This window comes from Micromonospora sp. TSRI0369 (assembly GCF_001905625.1).
Taxonomy (GTDB): Bacteria; Actinomycetota; Actinomycetes; order Mycobacteriales; family Micromonosporaceae; genus Micromonospora; species Micromonospora echinospora_A.
Genome location: NZ_LIVU01000001.1, coordinates 655,995 through 675,593, shown reverse-complemented (window position 1 = coordinate 675,593; position 19,599 = coordinate 655,995). Strand labels below are relative to the sequence as shown.

Annotated in this window: 17 protein-coding genes; 10 read left to right on the top strand and 7 right to left on the bottom strand. The window is 73.7% G+C overall.

Annotated elements, in window-relative coordinates:
- Positions 1 to 6 precede the first annotated feature (6 nt).
- From AMK25_RS03300 to AMK25_RS03290, 3 genes are all read left to right on the top strand, one after another.
- Positions 7 to 1,539: an NADH-quinone oxidoreductase subunit M gene (locus tag AMK25_RS03300; RefSeq protein ID WP_013473559.1), complete on the top strand. Its 1,533-nt coding sequence runs from the start codon at positions 7 to 9 to the stop codon at positions 1,537 to 1,539.
- Positions 1,536 to 3,089, top strand: a complete 1,554-nt coding sequence (nuoN, locus tag AMK25_RS03295) for an NADH-quinone oxidoreductase subunit NuoN (protein WP_073826314.1) — start codon at positions 1,536 to 1,538, stop codon at positions 3,087 to 3,089. Before AMK25_RS03300 ends, nuoN begins: the two co-directional genes overlap by 4 nt.
- Before the next feature lie 89 nt (positions 3,090 to 3,178).
- The gene (locus AMK25_RS03290; RefSeq protein WP_073826310.1) at positions 3,179 to 4,219 is read left to right on the top strand and encodes a polyprenyl synthetase family protein; all 1,041 of its coding nucleotides are present in this window, start codon (positions 3,179 to 3,181) and stop codon (positions 4,217 to 4,219) included.
- Positions 4,220 to 4,243: 24 nt separating this feature from the next.
- On the opposite strand, the gene AMK25_RS03285 is transcribed toward AMK25_RS03290, so the two are convergent.
- Positions 4,244 to 5,434 (bottom strand): MFS transporter, encoded by a 1,191-nt coding sequence (locus tag AMK25_RS03285; protein WP_073826306.1) that lies wholly within the window; start codon positions 5,432 to 5,434, stop codon positions 4,244 to 4,246.
- Positions 5,435 to 5,587: 153 nt separating this feature from the next.
- Here AMK25_RS03285 and AMK25_RS03280 point away from each other — a divergent pair, with 153 nt between their 5' ends.
- Positions 5,588 to 6,370: an IclR family transcriptional regulator gene (locus AMK25_RS03280; protein WP_073826302.1), complete on the top strand. Its 783-nt coding sequence runs from the start codon at positions 5,588 to 5,590 to the stop codon at positions 6,368 to 6,370.
- A gap of 69 nt (positions 6,371 to 6,439) precedes the next feature.
- On the opposite strand, the gene AMK25_RS03275 is transcribed toward AMK25_RS03280, so the two are convergent.
- Positions 6,440 to 8,563 carry a PhoX family protein gene (locus AMK25_RS03275; protein ID WP_073826299.1) on the bottom strand — a complete coding sequence of 708 codons (2,124 nt, stop codon included), beginning with the start codon at positions 8,561 to 8,563 and terminating at the stop codon, positions 6,440 to 6,442.
- 170 nt (positions 8,564 to 8,733) lie between these two features.
- Here AMK25_RS03275 and AMK25_RS03270 point away from each other — a divergent pair, with 170 nt between their 5' ends.
- Both AMK25_RS03270 and AMK25_RS03265 read left to right on the top strand, forming a co-directional pair.
- A complete protein-coding gene (locus AMK25_RS03270; RefSeq protein WP_013283619.1) occupies positions 8,734 to 9,303 on the top strand; it encodes a sigma-70 family RNA polymerase sigma factor in 570 nt (189 codons plus the stop codon).
- Positions 9,300 to 9,989, top strand: coding sequence for an anti-sigma factor family protein (locus AMK25_RS03265; RefSeq protein ID WP_073826296.1), 690 nt, complete (start codon positions 9,300 to 9,302; stop codon positions 9,987 to 9,989). Before AMK25_RS03270 ends, AMK25_RS03265 begins: the two co-directional genes overlap by 4 nt.
- An 84-nt stretch (positions 9,990 to 10,073) precedes the next feature.
- Here AMK25_RS03265 and rarD read toward each other — a convergent pair whose 3' ends face one another.
- From rarD to eccE, 4 genes are all read right to left on the bottom strand, one after another.
- The gene (gene rarD, locus AMK25_RS03260; RefSeq protein ID WP_073826292.1) at positions 10,074 to 10,997 is read right to left on the bottom strand and encodes an EamA family transporter RarD; all 924 of its coding nucleotides are present in this window, start codon (positions 10,995 to 10,997) and stop codon (positions 10,074 to 10,076) included.
- Entirely contained in the window at positions 10,994 to 11,482 is a 489-nt protein-coding gene (locus AMK25_RS03255) for a GNAT family N-acetyltransferase (protein ID WP_073826289.1), read from the bottom strand. The genes rarD and AMK25_RS03255 overlap by 4 nt, the downstream gene beginning before the upstream one ends.
- A 105-nt stretch (positions 11,483 to 11,587) precedes the next feature.
- Entirely contained in the window at positions 11,588 to 11,974 is a 387-nt protein-coding gene (locus AMK25_RS03250; protein ID WP_073826286.1) for a phage holin family protein, read from the bottom strand.
- 69 nt (positions 11,975 to 12,043) lie between these two features.
- Positions 12,044 to 13,828: a type VII secretion protein EccE gene (eccE, locus tag AMK25_RS03245; protein WP_073826282.1), complete on the bottom strand. Its 1,785-nt coding sequence runs from the start codon at positions 13,826 to 13,828 to the stop codon at positions 12,044 to 12,046.
- 248 nt (positions 13,829 to 14,076) lie between these two features.
- Here eccE and AMK25_RS03240 point away from each other — a divergent pair, with 248 nt between their 5' ends.
- On the top strand, positions 14,077 to 14,394 hold the full coding sequence (locus AMK25_RS03240) for a WXG100 family type VII secretion target (protein ID WP_073827061.1): 318 nt from the start codon (positions 14,077 to 14,079) through the stop codon (positions 14,392 to 14,394).
- Positions 14,395 to 14,414: 20 nt separating this feature from the next.
- The gene (locus tag AMK25_RS03235; RefSeq protein ID WP_073826279.1) at positions 14,415 to 14,708 is read left to right on the top strand and encodes a WXG100 family type VII secretion target; all 294 of its coding nucleotides are present in this window, start codon (positions 14,415 to 14,417) and stop codon (positions 14,706 to 14,708) included.
- 48 nt (positions 14,709 to 14,756) lie between these two features.
- Here the strand turns inward: AMK25_RS03235 and mycP are convergent, their stop codons facing one another.
- Positions 14,757 to 15,962, bottom strand: coding sequence for a type VII secretion-associated serine protease mycosin (gene mycP, locus AMK25_RS03230; RefSeq protein ID WP_073826276.1), 1,206 nt, complete (start codon positions 15,960 to 15,962; stop codon positions 14,757 to 14,759).
- 152 nt (positions 15,963 to 16,114) lie between these two features.
- Between mycP and AMK25_RS03225 the strand changes: the two genes are divergently transcribed.
- Together AMK25_RS03225 and AMK25_RS03220 are read left to right on the top strand one after the other, a co-directional pair.
- Positions 16,115 to 19,237, top strand: a complete 3,123-nt coding sequence (locus AMK25_RS03225; protein ID WP_073827060.1) for an SseB family protein — start codon at positions 16,115 to 16,117, stop codon at positions 19,235 to 19,237.
- Positions 19,234 to 19,599, top strand: coding sequence for a hypothetical protein (locus AMK25_RS03220; RefSeq protein WP_073826273.1), 366 nt, complete (start codon positions 19,234 to 19,236; stop codon positions 19,597 to 19,599). Before AMK25_RS03225 ends, AMK25_RS03220 begins: the two co-directional genes overlap by 4 nt.

Here is a 19,599-nt window from a genome sequence, read left to right as displayed (position 1 = left end):
CGAATAATGTCCAACTTCCCGTTCCTCTCGGTGCTGACCGTGGCGCCGCTGGTCGGCGCCCTGGTGGTGGCACTGCTGCCCCGCAGCCGCCCGGACCTGGCCAAGCTGGTGGCGTTCGGCTGGTCGCTGCTGGTGCTGGTGCTCTCGGTGGTGATGTGGTTCGCCTTCTCCGCCGGTGGTGACCGGTTCCAGTTCCGCGAGTCGTACCCGTGGATCCCGAACTGGGGCGTGAACTTCACCTTCGAGGTGGACGGCATCGCGCTGGTCATGCTGATGCTGATCGCGATCCTGGTGCCGCTGGTGATCCTGGCGTCCTGGCACGACGCCGAGGCGTCGAAGCGCTCGGTGCCCGCCTACTTCGCGTTGCTGCTCGTCCTCGAGTGCACGATGATCGGCGTCTTCGCCGCCGCCGACGTGTTCCTGTTCTACGTGTTCTTCGAGGTCATGCTGGTGCCGATGTACTTCCTGATCGGCAGCTACGGCGGCCACCAGCGGCAGTACGCGGCGGTCAAGTTCTTCCTCTACTCGCTGGTCGGCGGTCTGTTCATGCTGGCCGCGGTGATCGGCCTCTGGGTGGTCGGCGGGAAGACCTTCGACTGGCAGGCGCTGAGCCAGGCGGAGTTCGCCACGGACACGGCCCGCTGGCTGTTCCTCGGCTTCTTCGTCGCCTTCGCGATCAAGGCGCCGTTCTTCCCGTTCCACACCTGGCTGCCGGACGCCGGTGGCGCGGCCCCGGCCGGCGCCGCCGCACTGCTGGTCGGTGTGCTGGACAAGGTCGGCACGTTCGGCATCCTGCGCTACTGCCTGCCGCTGTTCCCGGAGGCGTCGCGCTGGTTCGCGCCGTGGGCGCTGGCGCTCGGCGTGATCGGCATCATCTACGCCGCGCTGCTGGCGGTCGGCCAGAACGACCTGAAGCGGCTGGTGTCGTACACCTCGATCGCGCACTTCGGGTTCATCGGCGTCGGCATCTTCGCGTTCACCACCCAGGCCGGCACCGGCGCGGTGCTCTACATGCTCAACCACGGCCTGGCCACCGGCCTGCTGTTCCTGGTGGTCGGCATGCTGATCGCCCGGCGCGGCTCGGCGCTGATCAGCGACTTCGGCGGCGCGGGCAAGCTGGTGCCGGTGCTGGCCGGCGTGCTCTTCTTCGCCGGTCTGGCCTCGCTGGCGTTGCCCGGCACCGCGCCGTTCGTCTCCGAGTTCCTGGTGCTGATCGGCACGTTCACCGTCAACAAGCCGGTCGCGGTGATCGCCACGCTCGGCATCATCCTGGCGGCGGCGTACGTGCTGTGGATGGTGCAGCGCACCACGCAGGGCACGCTGAACCCGGCGTTGACCGAGGTCGAGGGCATGCGCCGGGACCTCACGCTGCGCGAGAAGGTCGTCGTCGCGCCGCTGATCGCGCTGATCGTGCTGCTCGGCTTCTACCCGAAGCCGGTCACCGATGTCATCAACCCCGCCGTCCAGGCGACCATGCAGGACGTCGGCAAGTCCGATCCCGCCCCTGAGGTCGGCAGCGTCCAGGAGGCCGCGAAGTGAGTGAACTGAAGCTGCCGTCGATCGACTACGCGGCGCTCGCTCCTATCCTGATCATGCTGGGCGCGGCCCTGGTCGGGATCCTGGTCGAGGCGTTCGTGCCGCGTCGCCTGCGCAACGCGGTGCAGCTCGGGCTCGCCCTGGTGGCGATGCTCGCGGCGATCGTGATGGTGATCCTGAACGCGGACGTCCGGCTGATCACCATCGGCGGGGCCATCGCGGTCGACGGGCCGACGCTGTTCCTCCAGGGCGCCATCCTGGTCCTGGCCGTGATGGCGCTGCTGCTCGTCGGCGAGCGCACGGTGGAGCGGGGCGGCGCGTTCGTGGCGCACGCCGCGGTCACCGCCGAGTCGGCGGAGGACCGCCGGCAGGCCGAGGGCGTCGGTGGCGCCACCGAGGTCTACCCGCTGATGTCGTTCGCGATCGCCGGCATGCTGATCTTCGTGGCGGCGAACGACCTGCTGACCATGTTCATCGCGCTGGAGGTCTTCTCGCTGCCGCTCTACCTGCTCTGCGCGCTGGCCCGCCGCCGGCGTCTGCTGAGCCAGGAGGCGGCGCTGAAGTACTTCATGCTCGGCGCGTACGCCTCGGCGTTCTTCCTGTTCGGTGTCGCCCTGATCTACGGCTTCACCTCCGGCATCCCGGGCCGTGGGGCCGGCGTCGACTTCGCCACCGTGCACGCCGCGGTCACCGAGTCCCCGTCCAGCCCGGTGCTGCTGTTCGCCGGCATGGCGCTGCTCAGCATCGGCCTGCTGTTCAAGGCCGCCGCCGCGCCGTTCCACGTCTGGACGCCGGACGTCTACCAGGGCGCTCCGACCCCGGTGACCGGCTTCATGGCCGCCTGCACCAAGGTCGCCGCGTTCGGCGCGCTGCTGCGCGTCTTCCACGTCGCGTTCGCCGGGGCCTCCTGGGACTTCACCCCGGTGCTCGGCGCGGTGGCGGTGCTGACCATGCTGGTCGGCGCGGTGCTCGCGGTCACCCAGACGGACATCAAGCGCCTGCTGGCGTACTCGTCGATCGCGAACGCCGGCTACCTGCTTGTCGGTGTGCTGGCGCCGAGCCGCGAAGGGCTCTCCGGCACGATGTTCTACCTGGCCGCGTACGGCTTCTCGGTGCTCGCCGCGTTCGCCGTGGTGACGCTGGTGCGCGACAGCAACGGGGAGGCCACCCACCTGTCCCGCTGGGCCGGGCTGGGCCGCCGCTCGCCGTTCTTCGCGGCGATCTTCACGTTCATCCTGCTGGCCTTCGCCGGCATCCCGCTCACCAGCGGTTTCACCAGCAAGTTCGCGGTCTTCGGCCCGGCCCTGGAGGCCAACCAGGTCTGGCTGGTGATCGCCGGTGTGCTGACCAGCATGGTGCTGGCCTTCCCGTACCTGCGGGTCGTGGTGATGATGTGGCTCTCCGAGCCGGGCGAGGCCACGCCGACGGTGACCGTGCCGGGCGCGCTCACCTCGGCGGCGCTGGTCATCGGCGTGCTGGCCACGCTGGTGCTCGGCGTGGTCCCGGGTCCGCTGCTCGACCTGACGACTGGCGCCGCCGAATTCGTCAGATGACCGAGGTGTTCCCACCGGGGGCCGGTACGCCGTGGCGTGCCGGCCCCCGGCCCGTATCCCCCTCGACGAGCAGGTCGAACGGGTGTGGCATGGTTGAGGACGTGGCGAATCCGGCTGGCGAGCGTTCAGGTCAGTTCGGCGCGCTCGGCCTGCACCTCGCGGACCCGCGCGTCGAAGCCTCAGTGCTGGGTGTGCTCGACCGGGTCGAGGCGGAGCTGCGGGCCAGCGTCGCCAGCGCGGACCCGCTGGTGACCGAGGCGGCCCGTCACCTGGTCGAGGCCGGCGGCAAGCGGTTCCGCCCGCTGCTGGTGGCGCTGAGCGCCCAGTTCGGCGACCCGGAGGCCGCGCAGGTCGTCCCGGCCGCCGTGGTGATGGAACTCACCCACCTGGCGACGCTCTACCACGACGACGTGATGGACGAGGCCGCCGTGCGGCGGGGTGCGCCGAGCGCCAACTCCCGCTGGACCAACTCGGTGGCCATCCTGGTCGGCGACTACCTCTTCGCCCGGGCCGCGGACATCGCCGCCGACCTGGGCACCGAGGCGGTACGCCTCCAGGCGCGCACGTTCGCGCGGCTGGTGCACGGCCAGATCGCCGAGACGGTCGGCCCGCGCGACGACGACCCGGTCGCGCACTACCTGCACGTGATCGCCGAGAAGACCGGCTCGCTGATCGCCACGTCGGCCCGCTTCGGCGGCATGTTCGGCGGCGCGGCGCCCCAGCACATCGAGGCGCTCGCCGAGTACGGCGAGATCATCGGCGTCGCGTTCCAGCTCTCCGACGACCTGCTGGACATCTCCAGCGAGTCGATCCAGTCCGGCAAGACGCCCGGCACCGACCTGCGCGAGGGCGTGCCCACGCTGCCGGTGCTCTACGCGCTGGCCTCGGACGACGCGGACGCGGCGAGCGTACGGCTGCGGGAGATCCTGGCCACCGGCCCGCTGGTGGACGACGCGCTGCACGCCGAGGCGCTCGGCCTGCTGCGGGAGTCCCCGGCGCTCAAGCGCGCCCGGGAGACGGTGCGCAGCTACGCCGAGGACGCCCGCGCCCGGCTGGCCCCGCTGCCCGAGGGCCCGGCGCGGCGCGCGCTGGAGTCCCTCTGCGACTACATCGCCGACCGCACCAGCTGACCCCCGCACCCGGGGCGAGGGCGGTCAGGAGAGCGCGGGGGCGCGGCGGAGCAGGCGGGCGCCGAGCAGCATCAGGACGGCGGCCAGGAGCATGAGCGCTGCTGCCGTCAGCCACATCGCCGGGTAGCCGGCCGCGCCGGCCAGCGCGCCCAGGCCGAGCGGTCCCAGGCAGCCGCCCGCGTACACGCCGGTCTGGGTGATCGAGGTCGCGGCGGCCGGTGCCTGCGGGTGCAGCCGGACCACCGCGAAGTTCATCAGTCCCGGCCAGGCCCAGCCGAGCCCGAAGCCGAGCACCACGCCCGCGACCAGCGGCGCCGGGCCGGCCACCGCGAGCAGGATCAGGCCGACCGAGCCGGTCAGCAGCATCCCCGCGATCAGCCCGACGTGCCCGCTGGCGCGCCGGTCGGCGAGCCAGCCGACGCCCACCCGGGCGAACACGCACACCGCGCTGCCGAGCGTGAGCGTCAGCCCGGCCAGGCCGGGGGAGAGGCCCCGCGCCGCCGCCGAGTCGACCAGGAACGTGCCCAGCGCGTTCGCCGCGGCGGCCGCCAGCGTCGCGGCCAGCCCGATCACCACCAGGGGCCCGGTGCCCCCGTAGCGGCCTCCGGAGGCGGCCCGGGCGCGCCGGTCCCGTCCGGTCCGGGGTACGGCCGGCAGCGCGGCCAGCGCCGCCCCGGCGGCCACCACGAAGGCCCAGCGCCAGCCGGCGGTGAGCGCGACGGTGGGGACCGCCACGCCGGCCAGCAGCGTGGCGACCGGTACGGCGGCCTGCTTCACGCCGAAGGAGAGCCCCTGGCGGTGGGCGGGCACGTGCTCGGCGAGCGCGGCGTTGCTGGCGAGCTGTCCGAGCGCGTTGGCGGCGGCGCTGAGCGCCAGCAGCGTCACCAGCATCGGGTACGACCGGGCCAGCCCGGCCACGGCGAGCAGGGAGGCGGCGGAGAGCAGGACGCCGGCGCGGGCGACGGTGGCCGGGCCGTACCGCTCGACCAGGGCCCCGGAGGGCACCGAGGCGAGCGCGCTCACGCCGAAGTAGATCGAGACGGCCAGGCCCAGGCCGGCAGGGCTGAACCGGAGTTCGTCGCCGAGCTGCACGGCGAGACCGCCGACGAGGAAGACGGGCAGGACGCACACGATCGTGGTGACTGTGGCGCCGGCGCCCGCACGGACCGCCCGCCGGGCCGACGCGGGCGCGTCTTGCGAAACTGTTTCAGTCATTGCGAGCACACCCTACGCCCGCACGTTTTGGCTGCTCATCGTGTCCGTCGACCTACCGTCTGTGTCCGGTGATCTGGCATCCTCCATCCGAACAGGCATTTCGCACTCGGCCGGTTTTTCATATGGTGTAAGTCCCCGGCGGCGGAGGTGGTTGTGCGCGACCCCTTGGCGGAACCTTCGGACCTGATCCGCAGCGTGTCCCGCGCGCTTCGAGTGCTCGAGTCGGTCGGCCGTGCGCCGAGAGGGCTCACCGTGAAGCAGATCGCCCGGCGTTGCGAGTTGACAGTCGCCACGACCTACCATCTCGTGCGCACGCTCGCGTACGAGGGCTACGTGATCCGGCGCGAGGACGGGACGTACATCGTGGGGTTGGAGGTGGCCGACCGCTACCGCGAGCTGGTCACCGCGTTCCGGGGGCCGCCCGCGGTCGGCGAGGCGCTGCGCCGCGCCGCGTCGGACACCGGCTGGAGCCACTACCTCGGCCGTTTCATCGGCGGGCAGGTGGCGGTGACCGCCTCCGCCGAGGGACCGCGCTCGCCCTACCTGGAAGACCTGGTGCCGGGCTTCGACGAGGGCGCCCACGCCACCGCGCTGGGCAAGAGCCTGCTCGCCACGCTCACCACCGAACAGCGCTTCCGCTACCTGCGCGAGTACGGCATGCGCCCGTTCACCACCGCCACCCTCACCACGGTCGAGGCGTTCGAGGCCGACCTGGCCGCCGGTGACCGCCGCGGCATGCAACTGGAACTCGGGCAGTTCCGGCAGGGTGTGGCGTGCGCGGCGGTGCTCGTCGCCCCGGACAAGGACATCGAGCGCCGGGTGGTGCTCGCGTGCGCGTTGCCGGCCGGCGAGATGATGACCTCGGCCCGGGTGGTCCGCGCGAAGCTGCTCACCGCCGCCAGGTCGATCGCCGACGGCATCGCCTCCGAGAACTAGGAAGGCCACCACCCTGGCGGGGTGGTGGCCTTCGGCCGGCGGTCCGGCGCCGGACCGCCCCGGGGTGGGTCAGCTGCCGACCGGGCCGCCGTCGAGGCGCCAGGTGACCACCACGCCGGGCTTGGCGTAGTCGCCGTCCGGCCAGGTGGAGGCCGGGTTCTCCACCGACGCGCCGGTCACCTCGCCCGGGTGCTGCACCGCGACGAAGACCGAACGGTTGTCACCGGTGATGAACGGGCCGCAGGTCTCCGCGCCGAGCGGCACGGTGAGGAACTGCTTCAGGTGGCCCCGCTCCGGACCCTCGACGGCGGTGGCGAACAGGCCGTCGTTGCTGCCGAGCGCGTTGCCGTCGGTCGAGATCCACAGGTTGCCGGTGGCGTCGAACGCGACGTTGTCCGGGCAGGAGATCGGCGAGACCTTGGTCTTGTCGTACCCGGCGAAGTAGGTCGAGGCGTCGGCCGGGTCGCCGCAGACGATCGGCAGCGACCAGGCGAAGGTCTCAGCGGTGTTGTCGCCGCGGTCCTCGACCAGCTCCAGGATCTGCCCGTGCCGGTTGCTGTTGCGCGGGTTCGCCTCGTCGGCCGGCGCCTTGCCCGCCTTGCCGCGGTCGCTGTTGTTCGTCAGCGCCACGTACACCTTGCCGGTGAGCAGGCTCGGCTCGACGTCCTCCGGGCGGTCCATCTTCGTCGCGCCGACCTTGTCCCCGGCCAGCCGGGTGAAGGTGAGCACGTCGGCGGCGGTCATGCCGTCGACGTACGAGCGGTTGCCGCTGACCAGCTTGATCCAGCGGCCCCGGCCACCGAAGCCACCGTCGGCCGGGAGCGTGCCGGAGCCGTCGATCTCGGCGGCCGGGCTGTCCCCCTCGATCTTGGCCACGTAGAGCGTGCCCGACTCCAGCAGCGTCAGGTTGTGCCGCCGGGCCACCGCGGACTTCCCCGGCATGAACTTCTTGTCCGACACGAACTTGTAGAGGTAGTCGAAGCGCTCGTCGTCGCCCATGTACGCGACCACGCGGCCGTCGCGCGCCACTATGACGTTCGCGCCCTCGTGCTTGAACCGGCCCAGCGCGGTGTGCTTGCGCGGCTTGGACTGCGGATCGAACGGGTCGATCTCGACGATCCAGCCGAACCGGTTCGCCTCGTTGGGGTGCCTGGCCAGGTCGAAGCGCTCGTCCGCCCGGTCCCACTTGCGGCTGCCGCTCGGGTAGCGTACGTCGGTCGGGACGCCGTAGCGGGTCAGCTTCGCCTTCTGCTCCTCGGCCACGGCGTCGCCGCCGACGAAGTACTGGTTGAAGTTCTCCTCGCCGGAGAGCACTGTGCCCCACGGGGTGACGCCGCCCGCGCAGTTGTTCAGCGTGCCGATGACCGTACGGCCCTTCGGGTCGGCGGCGGTACGCAGCCAGGCCGACCCGGCCGCCGGCCCGGTCAGCTCGAACTTCGTGGCCAGCGCCGTGACCCGGCGGTTGTACTCGCGCCGGCCGCGCCGCACCGGCTGCCACTGCCCGGTGTTCTCCACCCGCTCCAGCTCGACCACTGACATGCCGTGCGCGGCCATCGCCACCCGCAACTGTTCCACGGTGAGCGCGTCCTGGCCGGTGAACCCGGGGAACATCAGGTCCTCGTTGGTGTACTCGTGGTTCACCACGAGCAGCGCGCGCCGACGGTCGATCGGCAGCACGCCGACGAAGTCGTTGTTGTAGCCGAACTGCCGGGACTGGGCGGCGGCGGTCTGCCGGCCCAGATCGAACGCGGGCGCGCCGGGCACGACCTCGTCGCCCCAGCGGATCACCACCGAGTGGTCGTACCCGTTCGGCACGACGAGCGTGTCGAGCTTGTTCGGCGGGATCGGCTTGAAGGTCAGCGCGCCGCTACCAGGGCGGGTCGCGCCGGTGGCGGCCACCTCGCCTCCGCCGAGCACGGGCGGAGCGGCGGGCGCGGCGGCCGCCGGAGCGCCGGCCAGCGCGCCCGCCGCGGCACCGCCGAAGCCGAGCACCAGGGCACCGACCGCGCCGGCCCGGACCACGCCGCGCCGGGAGATCTCGGTGTCGACCACGTCACCGAAGTACGGGTTGTCGGTCGGGTTGGGCACCGGGTGGTCACAGGCGTTCCCGCACCGGTACAGACAGGTCATCGCGTCGCGGCTGCCGTGGCGGGTGACACCGAGCAGCGGAAGCAGGCGAGGCCGGTCGCTCATGAGGTGGAGCCTCCAGATCGGACGAGGGAGAAGGCGCACGGGCGAACGGCCCGCGCGCTCACCCGCCGGACGCTGCCAGGGCGCCGTGAGCGGCGGTCGGCCCGGAGCTGAACCGGACGTGAACAGCTCCGACGTGACCTGCGGCTGAACCGTTCGGCGGCCCGGCACGTATGGAAGGGCGTACACATCGCCGGTTTCCCCGCCGCCGGAAGCGAGGTACCGCCATCAGCGACCACGACGCCCAACTGCTGCGCGCGCTGCACGACGAGCATGCCGACGCGCTGTACGCGCACGCCCTGCGGTTGGTCAACGGCGATCGGCCCCGCGCCGAGGACCTGGTGCAGGAGACGCTGCTGCGCGCCTGGCGGCATCCCGAGTCGCTGGATCCGCGACGCGGCTCGGTACGCGCCTGGCTGTTCACCACGGCGCGGAACCTGGCCATCGACGCCTGGCGGCGGCGTTCGGCCCGGGTCGGCGAGGTGTACACGGACGAACTGCCGGAGACCGCCGAGACGGTCGACGAGACGGAACGCGCGGTGGAGGCGTGGACCGTGGCCGAGGCACTCAACCGGCTCAGCCCGACCCATCGGGAAGTGCTCGTCGAGTGCTTCTACCAGGGGCGTTCGGTGGCGGAGGCGGCCGCCCGGCTGGGCGTACCGCCCGGCACGGTGAAGTCGCGCACCCACTACGCGCTGCGCTCACTACGGTTGGCGCTGGCCGAGATGGGGGTGACCGGATGACACGCTGCGAGTTCGCGCACGACGACGGGGCGTACGTGCTTGGTGCCCTCGCCCCGGCGGACCGGGTCGCCTACGAGCGGCACCTGGCCGGCTGCGCCCAGTGCCGGGAGGCGGTGGCCGAGATCGCCGTGCTGCCCGGCCTGCTGGGCCGGCTCGACCCGGCTGGGTTGGAGCAGTTCCTGGAGGTCGGACCGGAGACGTCGCGGGTGCCCGCGCTGCTGGACGCCGCGCGGGAGCGCAAGCGCCGCGAGCGGTCCCGCTCCCGCCGCCAGTACGCGTTGACCGCGCTCGCCGCCGCCGCGCTCGCGGTGGTGGCCGGTGTCGGGGTGGCGCTGGTCCAGCCGCCGGCCGAGCCGTCCACGCCGCAGGTGGCGCTGACGTCCATGCGGCCGGTGGCCGGGACGGTGCCGGTGCACGCCGAGGTGGGGCTGACCGAGACGCCGTGGGGCACCGAGGTCACCATGCACTGCGGCTACGACAGGCGGGCCGGGCACCGGGAGGCGTACACGTTCCGGCTGGTCGCGCACGGCCCGGACGGCGCGACGGAGCAGATCGGCTCCTGGCTCGCCGCCCCCGGCGACGACCTGCGCTTCTCCGGCGTCACCCGCTTCACGAAGGGCGAACTGGTCCGCCTGGAACTCCTCCGAGGCAACAACGCCCCCGTCCTGGCCTACGACTTCCGCTGACCCTCTGCCCCTCCCCGTTGATCTTGCACTTCCGGCCCTCGGCGCGAGTGTTTCGCCCCTTTTGCAGGGGCGGTAAGTGCAAGATCAGCGGCTCAGGGTGGGGGTGGGGGGTTGGGAGCGGGCGGCGGATCGGGTGCGGTGGGAGTGGTGGAGGGCATCCGCCGTGAAGACCATCAGGGCCAGCCAGACCAGCGCGAAGCCGGCCAGCCGGACCGGGGGCATCGGCTCGTGGAAGATCAGCACGCCGCAGCCGAGCTGGAGGATCGGGGCGAGGTACTGCAACATGCCGACAGTGGACAGCGGCAGGCGGTTCGCCGCCCCGGCGAAGAGCAGCAGCGGGATCGCGGTGGCGGCGCCGGCGAGCACCAGCAGCGCGGTGTGCCCGGCCGAGACGTGCCCGAACGTCGAGTCGCCGCGCGCCGACAGCCAGCCCAGGTACGCCAGGGCGGGCAGCGCCAGCACCGCCGACTCGACGAAGAGCCCCTCCGTGGCGGGCAGCGCGAGGCGCTTCTTGACCAGGCCGTACCCGGCGAAGCTGAACGCCAGGGTGAGCGCCAGCCAGGGCAGCCGGCCGTAGTCCACGGTGAGCACCGCCACCGCGAACGCGCCGACGCCGAGCGCCGCCCACTGCGCCGGGCGCAGCCGTTCCCGCAGCAGGAACACGCCGAACAGCACCGACACCAGCGGGTTGATGAAGTAGCCGAGCGCCGTCTCCACCACCCGGTCGGAGTTCACCCCGTAGATGTACGTGCCCCAGTTGACAGCGATCAGCGCGGCGGCGAGCCCGATGCCGGCGAGCGCGCGGGGCCGCCGGGCCAGCTTGCGCAGGAAACCGGCGTGCCGCGTCGCGGCCAGCAGCAACGCGACGAACGCCACCGACCAGAGGATCCGGTGCGCGAGGATCTCCACCGGTCCGGCCGGGCGCAGCAGCTTGAGGTAGATCGGGAAGAAGCCCCAGATCAGGTACGCGCCGACGCCGTACAGGTAGCCGAGCCGGAGCTGGTTCACCGCTCCACCGTAAGTGGTGGATCGGTCCGGTGGTCCTTATCGGTGACCGGCGTCACCCGCTGATCCAGCTCCATCCACCGATCCGGCGCGACCGGGCGGAAGCCGAGCTTCGCGTAGACCCCGTGCGCGTCGAGCGTCGCCAGCAGAATCCGGCGTACGCCCAGCTCGTCCAAGTGGTCGCGGACCGCGCCGGCCAGCCAGGTGCCCAGGCCGCGACCCCGCTCGGCCGGGTCCACGTAGACGTCGCAGAGCCAGGCGAACGTGGCCCGGTCGGTGACCACCCGGGCCACCGCGACCTGCCGCCCGTCATCGGGCCGGTAGACGCCGAAGCCGATCGAGCCGGCGAACGAGCGCGCCACCATCGCCCGCTCCCGCCCCCGCGCCCAGTACGCGTCACCGGCGAGCCAGGCGTGCACCCGGTCCAGGTCGATCCGGTCCGGGTCGGTGCTGATCTGGTAGCCGTCCGCGCGGGTCAGAGTGAACACCCGGCCGACGTTAGCGCCGTCCCCCGGGCTGCTCGCCAGCCAATTCCCTCCTGCTGGTCTGGTGGCCCCGGCCGGTCGCCGTCGCGGCCGGCCGGGACCGGGGCGTCAGTCGCGGTCGAGGACGGCGCCGAGGATCCAGGTGACGACGCCGACGAACAGCGCGCCCAGCACCGCCTCCGGCCAGAACCCGTCCACGTGGAAGGGCAGCCCGGCCTCACCGGCGATCCAGCTGGTGAGCAGGAACAGCAGGCCGTTCACCACGATCGCGATCAGGCCGAGGGTCAGCAGGTAGAACCCGCAGCCCACGGTCTTGATGATCGGCTGGAGCACCGCGTTGACCACGCCGAAGATCACCGCGACGAGCACCAGCGTGATCACGGTCTCGGTGGCCGACTCGGAGTCCAGCGAGATGCCCGGGATGAGCAGCGTGGCGAGCCAGAACGCCACCGCCGTCGAGCCCACACGAATCAGAAGACCCTTCAGGAAATCCATGGCCGGGATCGTGCCACGGACGTACCACCAGGGAAAGCAGCGTCGTCCGACCGGGCGGGGCGCGGCGCCTCAGTGTCGCGCCGGGCGACCGACCAGTTGCGACTCCACAGGCGTCGGTGAGAGCAGCGCCCACCGCAGGGCCCGCCGGTTGACCACAGCCACCATGTCGTCGCGGATGCGGGTCAGCCAGTCGGCGGAGCCGCCGAGCCCGAGCGCCGCTCCGGCCAGCGCCGCCTCGTCCGGGTCGAGCGGTTGGAGGATCGCCAGATCGGCGCGAGCCAGCGCGGCCGTGTCGGCCGAGGTCAGCTCGTCGCGGACCACGAGCACCGACTGCCAGGCGGCATCCGGGCCGGCGTCCGGCGGCACCGGGCCGACGTCGACCACGACCAGCAGCGGGCACAGCGGCGAGCCGGACGCGCGGCCCACCGGACGCCCCGGCGCAAGCAGCGGTACGCCGCCGCCGAGCGTCCCGACACCGCGTACGAACGGCTCCCAGGCCCGGGGGCGGCCAGTCTGCACCGCCACGCGGGCACCCAGCGCCAGTGCCCGCAGCACGAGCAGTTGAGCAGCAGGTACGCCGCCGACCAGCAGAACCCGTGTCGTGGCCGGCCGGAACAGGCGCAGGGTGAGCGCCGCGCCGTGGCGGTTGGCGCCCACCATCAGGCCGGCGGCGGCCAGGGGCAGGTCCAGCGCGGGCGGCGGCGACCCGGGCCCGCCGGTCACCCCCAACGGCAGCGTGGCGGCCAGCCCGGCCAGGTGCTCCCCGTCCAGCCGGCGCAGCTCGGCGCCGACGTCACCGGCGACCCGCCGCAGCGTCCGATCCGCCGCCGACAACTCGTCCACGCTGCCCGCGGCGACCCGCACCGCCAGCTCGGCCGGGGCCGGACCCGCACCGGTGCGGGGACCCACAGTCAGCGCGACGGTGGTGGCGGTGGCCGGCACCGCGAGCAGCCGGGTGACCAGACCCCGGGCGGCCTCGCCACGCGGATCCGGCCACCGGCGCAGTCGCCAGGTGGCCTGAGCCAGCCCGCCCAGCGCGAGCAGCGGCCACGTCTCCCGGACCGGGGTGCTGGGCTCGTGATGCGCCAGCTCGGCGACCACCCGCAGCGCCGCGTCCCCGCCGAGCGGCCGGGCGGTGAGCGGCCCGAGCCGGCGGACGATCCGCCGCAGCGTGCCGGAGAGCGCCCGCAGCAACTCCTCGTCCGGCCAGCCGTCCGCGCGCAACACCTGGACGGCCAGGACCGCCCGCGACCGCCCGGCCACCCGGCCGTCGGTGAGCTGCCGGTACGACGTGCCGGCGGGACCGGCCGCGACGGCCGGCGCGGGCGCGGGGGAGGACGAGAAGACGAGCTGCAACCGGATCGCAGGGGCGTCCGGGCTGCTCGGCGGGAGCAGGTCCAACGGCGCGGGCAGCCGGCGCGCGTGGTCACCGAGCAGGTCGTCCGGGTCGCCGAGTTCCAGCAGCGCGGTCAGGCCGGCGGCGTCGTGCAGCACGGCGGCCGGACCGCCGGCCAGCTCGGTGGAGCCGGCCACCGAACCCGGCCGGACCAGCTCCAGCAGCGCCGCCGGATCGGCGGCCGCCGGCAGGGCGCGGCGCCGGGTCAGGTACGCGACGGCGGTGACGAGCCATTCGTGCAGCCAGCGGCCCCGTACCCGGATCCACGCGGCCGGCAGCACCAGCGCGGCCGTGAGCAGCGCGACGGCGATCGCCACGACACCCCGCCCGGCGGCAGCCACCAGCACGGCCGCCACGACCTGTGTCGCCACCACCTGACCGGCCCGCTGCCGACGGCTCGGCCGGTGTGTCCACAGCGGAGTGGGCGCGGCCGGTCGGGTCGTTGTCGTCGCGGTCACCGCACCTCCTCGCCCGAGCCTCGCTGTGACGCCACCGTGGCACATCGTAATGGGCGGGTTGTCCACAGGGGAGCCCGAAGGGGTAGCAGAACCGGAATGGGACGGCTACCGTCAGCGACGAAATCGTCGAGTCGCGTGTCCGCCGCCGCCTGGCCTTCCCCTCCACCGGCCCCGGACGCCCTCCCGACGAGTCCACGGTGGTCACTGCGGTGACCAGCCACGACCGAGGAGACGAGGTGACGTCCGGGATGTCCCAGACCCAGGCAGAAGCCGCGGTGATGCAGCAGACCGCCGCGAAGTTCGAGCAGGTCGACCAGTCGCTGCAGACCATGCTCAGCGGCCTGATGGCCGAGCTGGAGGTGTTGCAGCAGGCCTGGCGGGGCGCCGGTGGGCGCTCGTTCGCGCAGGTCAAGCAGCAGTGGTCGCAGGACCAGGCGGCCCTTCAGCGAGCGCTGCGGGAGACCGCCACCGCGATCCGCACCGCCGGCCGGCAGTACGACCTGTCCGACACCGAGGCCGCCGGCCGGGTGGCGGGCACCAACCGCGGCATCCAGCTGCCCCTCTGACAACCGGAAGGATCGAACTCATGGAGCACGGTGTGCTGGTCGTCAACTTCGCCGCCCTGCAACAGGCCGGCGCGGACATCCAACGGGCGCTGTCCACCCTGGAGAGCCAGCTCGGCCAGCTGGAACGCGACGCAGCCCCGCTGGTGGCGAGCTGGAACGGCTCCGCCCGCGAGGCGTACGAGGTGCGGCAGTCCCGGTGGCGGGCCGCCTCGCAGGACCTCCAGGCGATGCTGCGTGACATCAAGCTCGCGGTGGAGGATTCCGCGGCCGACTACCTCGACACCGAGAAGCGCAACGCCAACCTGTTCCAGTGAAGCGGAGCCGTGCGGCCCGGGTCTCCCTGATCCGGGCCGCACGGCGTTTCAGGCCGGGTCGGCCGCCCGCCAGCGCCGCCGTGCTCCGCGCGGCAGCACCAGGGCGAGCGCCGTCACGAGCGCCACCGCCCCGCCCACGACGGCGGCGGTCAGCAGCGCCCGGTCCCGGGCCGTCCCGCGGCGAGCCGCGCGGGCCAGCGCGGCCGGGTCCGGCCGCTCGGCAGGCAGCGCGGCGCCCGGCCGGGGCCGGGAGTCCAGGGCACCCGCCGACTCGGTCACCGCCCGGTACGGGTTGAGCACCCCCGCCCCGTAGCCGGCATCGCGTCCCGGTGCCGGGTCGGCGGCGGCCACGATCCGGGCGGCCACCTCGTCCGCGCTCAGCCGGGGCCGGTACTCGCGCAGCAGCGCCGCGGTGCCGGCCACGAACGGGGTGGCGTAGCTGGTGCCCTCCGCCCGGTGGTGTCCCTGCCGGGGAGCCGCCATCAGCACCTCGCTGCCCGGGGCGACCACGTCGACGTACGGGCCGGTCTGGGAGAACGCCGAGCGGGTGCCCTCCGGGCCGATCGCGCCCACCCCCAGCACGCCGTTGTACGCCGCCGGATAGGGCCGGGGATCGCCGTTGTCGTGCAGGTTCCCGGCGGCAGCGACCACCACCACGTCCCGTCGTAGCGCGTAGGCGACGGCGGCGCGCACGTCGGGATCGTCCGCGTACAGCACGACCGAGAGGTTGAGCACGTCGGCGTCGTGGTCCACCGCCCACCGGATCGCCCGGGCGAAACCGGCTGCGTCGACTGTGCGCCCCGACTCCCGTCCCTCGACCACCTGCTGCTCGCTCACCCGTACCGGCAGGATGCGCGCGTCCGGCGCGAGGCCGCGGAACGCGATGCCGGGCTGCGGGGCGGCGGCGACGATGCTGGCCACGCCGGTGCCGTGCCCGGCGCAGTCCCGGGTGCCGTCCCCGCCCCGGTCGAGGAAGTCGGCGCCGGACAGGACGCGCCCCGCGAGTTGCGGATGGGACCGGTCCACACCCGAGTCGACCACCGCGACCACGACTCCGGCGCCGGTGGCGAGCGGGGTGAGCCGGTCCGGGGCGTACCGTTGCTGCGGCCACGGCTGTTGCGCCACCGGCCGTGCCGGGGTGGGCGGCGAGGCGCAGCCGGCCGGTGCGCGAGCCGCCGCCGGGGCGACCGGAGACCCGATGAGGAGGAGCGTCGCCAAGGCGGCCACTGCGGGGTACGCGACAGGCCGAGACATCGACGACCTCCGTAACGTGTCGGCTCCGGGACGGGATGTTATCGCCTCGCGGACATCTGGGCCGACCGTCGATGGCCAGAAGTCCTGATCTTGCTGCCACCTTGTAGGTTGTAGGCGATGCCTGTGGCCTGTTCGCGGAAGGAGAGGTGGCCGTGACCGGATGGGAGCCGGCCACCGAGGCCGAGGTGGCGATGCGGGACGCGTTACGCGCCCAGGACCAGCAGCAGTACTTTCGCGCTCTGACGCGCGTCGATCTTTTCCTGCCGGTCGCGGGCGGCTCGGCCGGCGGATGGGGCACCTGGACCTCCGGCGGCCGCACGCACGTGCTCGCCTTCACCTCCGCCGCCGCGCTGCGGGCCAGCCTGGGGGAGAACGCCGGCACGGCCCGCCGTGTCCCCTACCCGGAGCTGGCGGCCGGCTGGCCCAACCCGGAGTGGTGGCTGGCGGTCAACCCCGGGTTGCCGATCGAGGGCTACCTGCCCGCCTGGTACGTCGCTCAGCTCTCCCGGGGCGACGTCCGGCTGCCCGGCCGGACCATGGGCGCCCGGGCCCGGCTGGACCGGGTGGAGAGCGCGGCCCGGAGCGCTCGCAACGGCGCACCCGAGTCCGCGCCCCGCCCCTCGGCCGTGCCCGTCCCGCCGGCCGCCGTTCCGCCCCCTGTGGTTCCCCCGGCCGCGGTGCCGCCCGTAGCCGTTCCGCCTCCCGCCGTTCCGCCTCCCCCGGTACCGAACGGCCGGGGCGAACGGCGGACGGAGCACGACGAGCCGCCAACGGTGCCGATGCGCGGCGCTTCGGTCCTGGGACGGCGGCTGCCGACCATGCCGCCCCGCCGCCGGGAGCCGGACCGGGACGGCCCGGGCCGTGCCGACGCCGGAGACGAACCGGGCACGGACGCCCTGGACGGCTGGCTCACCGATCTGCGCCGCCGCCCCGACGAGCCGGACCCCTTCGCCGCCCGGCCGGCGCCGACCGACGAGCCGCCGGCGACCCCCACCCCACCGCCGCCGTCCCGCTCCTTCTTCGAACCCGCCTCCGGCCGCTCGACCCGCCGCTCGTCGTCGCTGGACGCGCCGCGGCGGGCCGCCGACCGGGCCGCCCCGCCGACCCGGTTCGCCGGCGGCCAGCCGTTTCCGCGTCGCCGCCCGCTGAACGAGCCGGTACGCGAGGAGCCCACCCAGGCGTTCGCGACGCGGGCGGACGAGCCGCCTCCGGTTCCCCGGACCGACGAGGCGACGCAGGCGTTCCGGCCGACCCGCCCACCCGAGGACGCCGTCGAGACGCTGCCCCGGCGTCACTCCGGTCCCGCCACCCCCGCGACGGACGCCTGGGCCGATCCGCTCGGCCCCGACCGTGAGGCCCCGCCCTGGAACGCGGCCGAGGACCCGGCGGAGGCGCTGTCGCCGTCGATCGCCGAGCCGGTGTCGAGCCCGCCCTCGCCGCGCCGGGACTTCACTCCCATCGTCATCGAGGGCACCGTCATCGAGGCCCGCGACCTGACCGAGCCCGACCCGCCCTGGTCCTCGCAGTACGCCGACCCGGTGCGTTCCGCGCCCGCCGAGCACGCGGCGGCACCCTGGGCCGGCACCGCCGACCCGACCGCGCCGCTGCCGGCCGACCCGCTGGTGACGACCGGCGACGAGACGACGAACCTCACCGAGGCCGCCCACACCGTTCCACCAGCCGAAACGGCGTCGTTCGACCGGACCGGGCGGCTCGACGAGTCGACGGTGTCGTTCGCCTCGACGTCCGAACCCACCGCGCCGTTGCCCGGCTCGCCGACGGAGCCGCTGTTCGACCGCACGTCGGAGGACGCCACCACGTCTCTGTTCGGGGCGTCGGCATCGTCGGCTGAGCCGACGCAGTCCCTCTTCGAGCCGTCGGCCGAGCCGTCCGAGTCGCTTTTCGGGCGCCCGGCGTCGTCGACCGAACCCACCGTGTCCCTGTTCGAGGCGAACACGCCGTCGGCCGAGCCGGCCACTCCGCTGTACGAGCCGCCGTCGGCCGAGCCGACCACCTCGCTGTACGAGCCGACCCCGGCCGAGCCGACGGCTCCCCTGTTCGCGCCGGTTACCGCCGAGGAACAGGCCACCGTGTCGCTCTTCCAGCCGACCACCGACGCCGACCCGGTCACGCAGCCGACCGCCCACGCCGAACCGGCCGCCTTCGACAACTCCGCCACCACGTCGCTGTTCGCCCCGGGTGAGCCGACCGTCGCGCTGCCCACCCCGCACGAGGCGCCGGACGTGGCAGAGCCGCCCGCGCCCGTAGCGGAGCCGGCACCGATCGGCGGCGACGCGGCGGACGCCGTCGCTCCGGCCGACTTCGTGCCGGCGAACGACGTGGAGGAGGAGTTGCTGGCCGCCGCGGGCAGCGGGAGCACCGACGGCTTCCTCACCACGCTGCTGCTGGCCCGGGTACTGCTGCCGGCCGCGCCCGAGTCGGTCGCCGGCAGCCGTCCGGGTGATCCGGGGTTCGTCTGGCACACCGAGCCGGTCGACGGCGAGACGTCCGTCTCGGTCTACACCTCCGCGGAGCGCCTCGCCGAGCACGCCGGAGACGCGGTCGAGACGGTACGCGTCAAGTTCGTCCAGCTCATTCGCAAGTGGCCGGACGTGTCCTGGTCGTTCCGGGTGAACCCGGGCAGCCCGGTCGGTGCGACGTACCCGGGGGAGCAGGTTCTCGCGCTCGCCAACTGGGCGGCCGAGGTGGGCCTCGGCGACGACCCGGAGCCGGCCGCCGCGCCGCAGCCGGCGGAACGACAGCGCCCGGAGGCGCCGACCATCGCCGCGAACCGGCCGGTGACCATGCAGAAGGCGATCGCGGCGAGTCAACTCGCCTACTACCTGGAGCGTGGCTACGACCGGGTCTCCGGTTTCGTGCACCGGGCCGGGGAGTTGGCGCACCTGAACAGCCCGGCGGTGCTGTACCGCGCGCTCGGCCTCGGCCACCCGGGATCCCCGTTCTCCCCGGACGACGAGGAGATCTACCTGCTGCGGTGGCCGGCCTACCGGCCGAGCCTCTACCGGATCCCCTACGGCGGGCCGAACGAGTCCGCCATGCGGGCGATGGAGGGCTGGGTGATCGAGCGGCTGCCGTTCCGCGGCAACGGCTTCGCCCCCGGGGAGAGCAGCGACGTGATCGCCGAGTTCAAGGTGGACAGCGCCCGCCTGCCGCACGGCGCCGAGCTGTGGCGGCTCGGCGCGGACGGCGACACGCGGCTGGTCGCGGTCCTGGACACCGACGCGCTGGTCTGGCGGAAGGCGGACGAGGCGTGACCCGCGACGGCTACGTCGCCCGCTGGCGGGGGCGGGAGTACCAGGCCAGCCCCGCGGGGGACGAGGTCCGCCTCTACCAGCCCGGCCCGGACGAGGGATTCACCGAGGTACGCCCCGGCAGGTACGTCCGGGTGGTGCCGGCGGCCGAGGTCGACGATCTCGCGTACGTGCGGACCACCTGCACCTGGCAGGGGCAGCCGTTCATCGTGCTGGCCGAGCACGAGGGCTGGTTGCGGCTGGAGTACACGGGCGGGCGCTGGCCGGTGGCCGAGGCGATGGGGCTGGAGGCGTTCGACTTCGGCGTCTACCAGGGCTGGGCGCCCGCGTCCGAGGTGGCCGACCTGGGCGAGCAGCGGGTCTGA

What these genes read in the sequence shown, in the direction of transcription:
- AMK25_RS03300 (WP_013473559.1), top strand. Translation starts at nt 7, where the DNA reads ATGTCCAACTTCCCGTTCCTCTCGGTGCTGACCGTGGCGCCGCTGGTC.
- AMK25_RS03290 (WP_073826310.1), top strand. Translation starts at nt 3,179, where the DNA reads ATGGTTGAGGACGTGGCGAATCCGGCTGGCGAGCGTTCAGGTCAGTTC.
- AMK25_RS03285 (WP_073826306.1), bottom strand. Translation starts at nt 5,434, where the DNA reads ATGACTGAAACAGTTTCGCAAGACGCGCCCGCGTCGGCCCGGCGGGCG.
- AMK25_RS03275 (WP_073826299.1), bottom strand. Translation starts at nt 8,563, where the DNA reads ATGAGCGACCGGCCTCGCCTGCTTCCGCTGCTCGGTGTCACCCGCCAC.
- AMK25_RS03270 (WP_013283619.1), top strand. Translation starts at nt 8,734, where the DNA reads ATGGAAGGGCGTACACATCGCCGGTTTCCCCGCCGCCGGAAGCGAGGT.
- AMK25_RS03265 (WP_073826296.1), top strand. Translation starts at nt 9,300, where the DNA reads ATGACACGCTGCGAGTTCGCGCACGACGACGGGGCGTACGTGCTTGGT.
- AMK25_RS03250 (WP_073826286.1), bottom strand. Translation starts at nt 11,974, where the DNA reads ATGGATTTCCTGAAGGGTCTTCTGATTCGTGTGGGCTCGACGGCGGTG.
- AMK25_RS03240 (WP_073827061.1), top strand. Translation starts at nt 14,077, where the DNA reads ATGTCCCAGACCCAGGCAGAAGCCGCGGTGATGCAGCAGACCGCCGCG.
- AMK25_RS03235 (WP_073826279.1), top strand. Translation starts at nt 14,415, where the DNA reads ATGGAGCACGGTGTGCTGGTCGTCAACTTCGCCGCCCTGCAACAGGCC.
- mycP (WP_073826276.1), bottom strand. Translation starts at nt 15,962, where the DNA reads ATGTCTCGGCCTGTCGCGTACCCCGCAGTGGCCGCCTTGGCGACGCTC.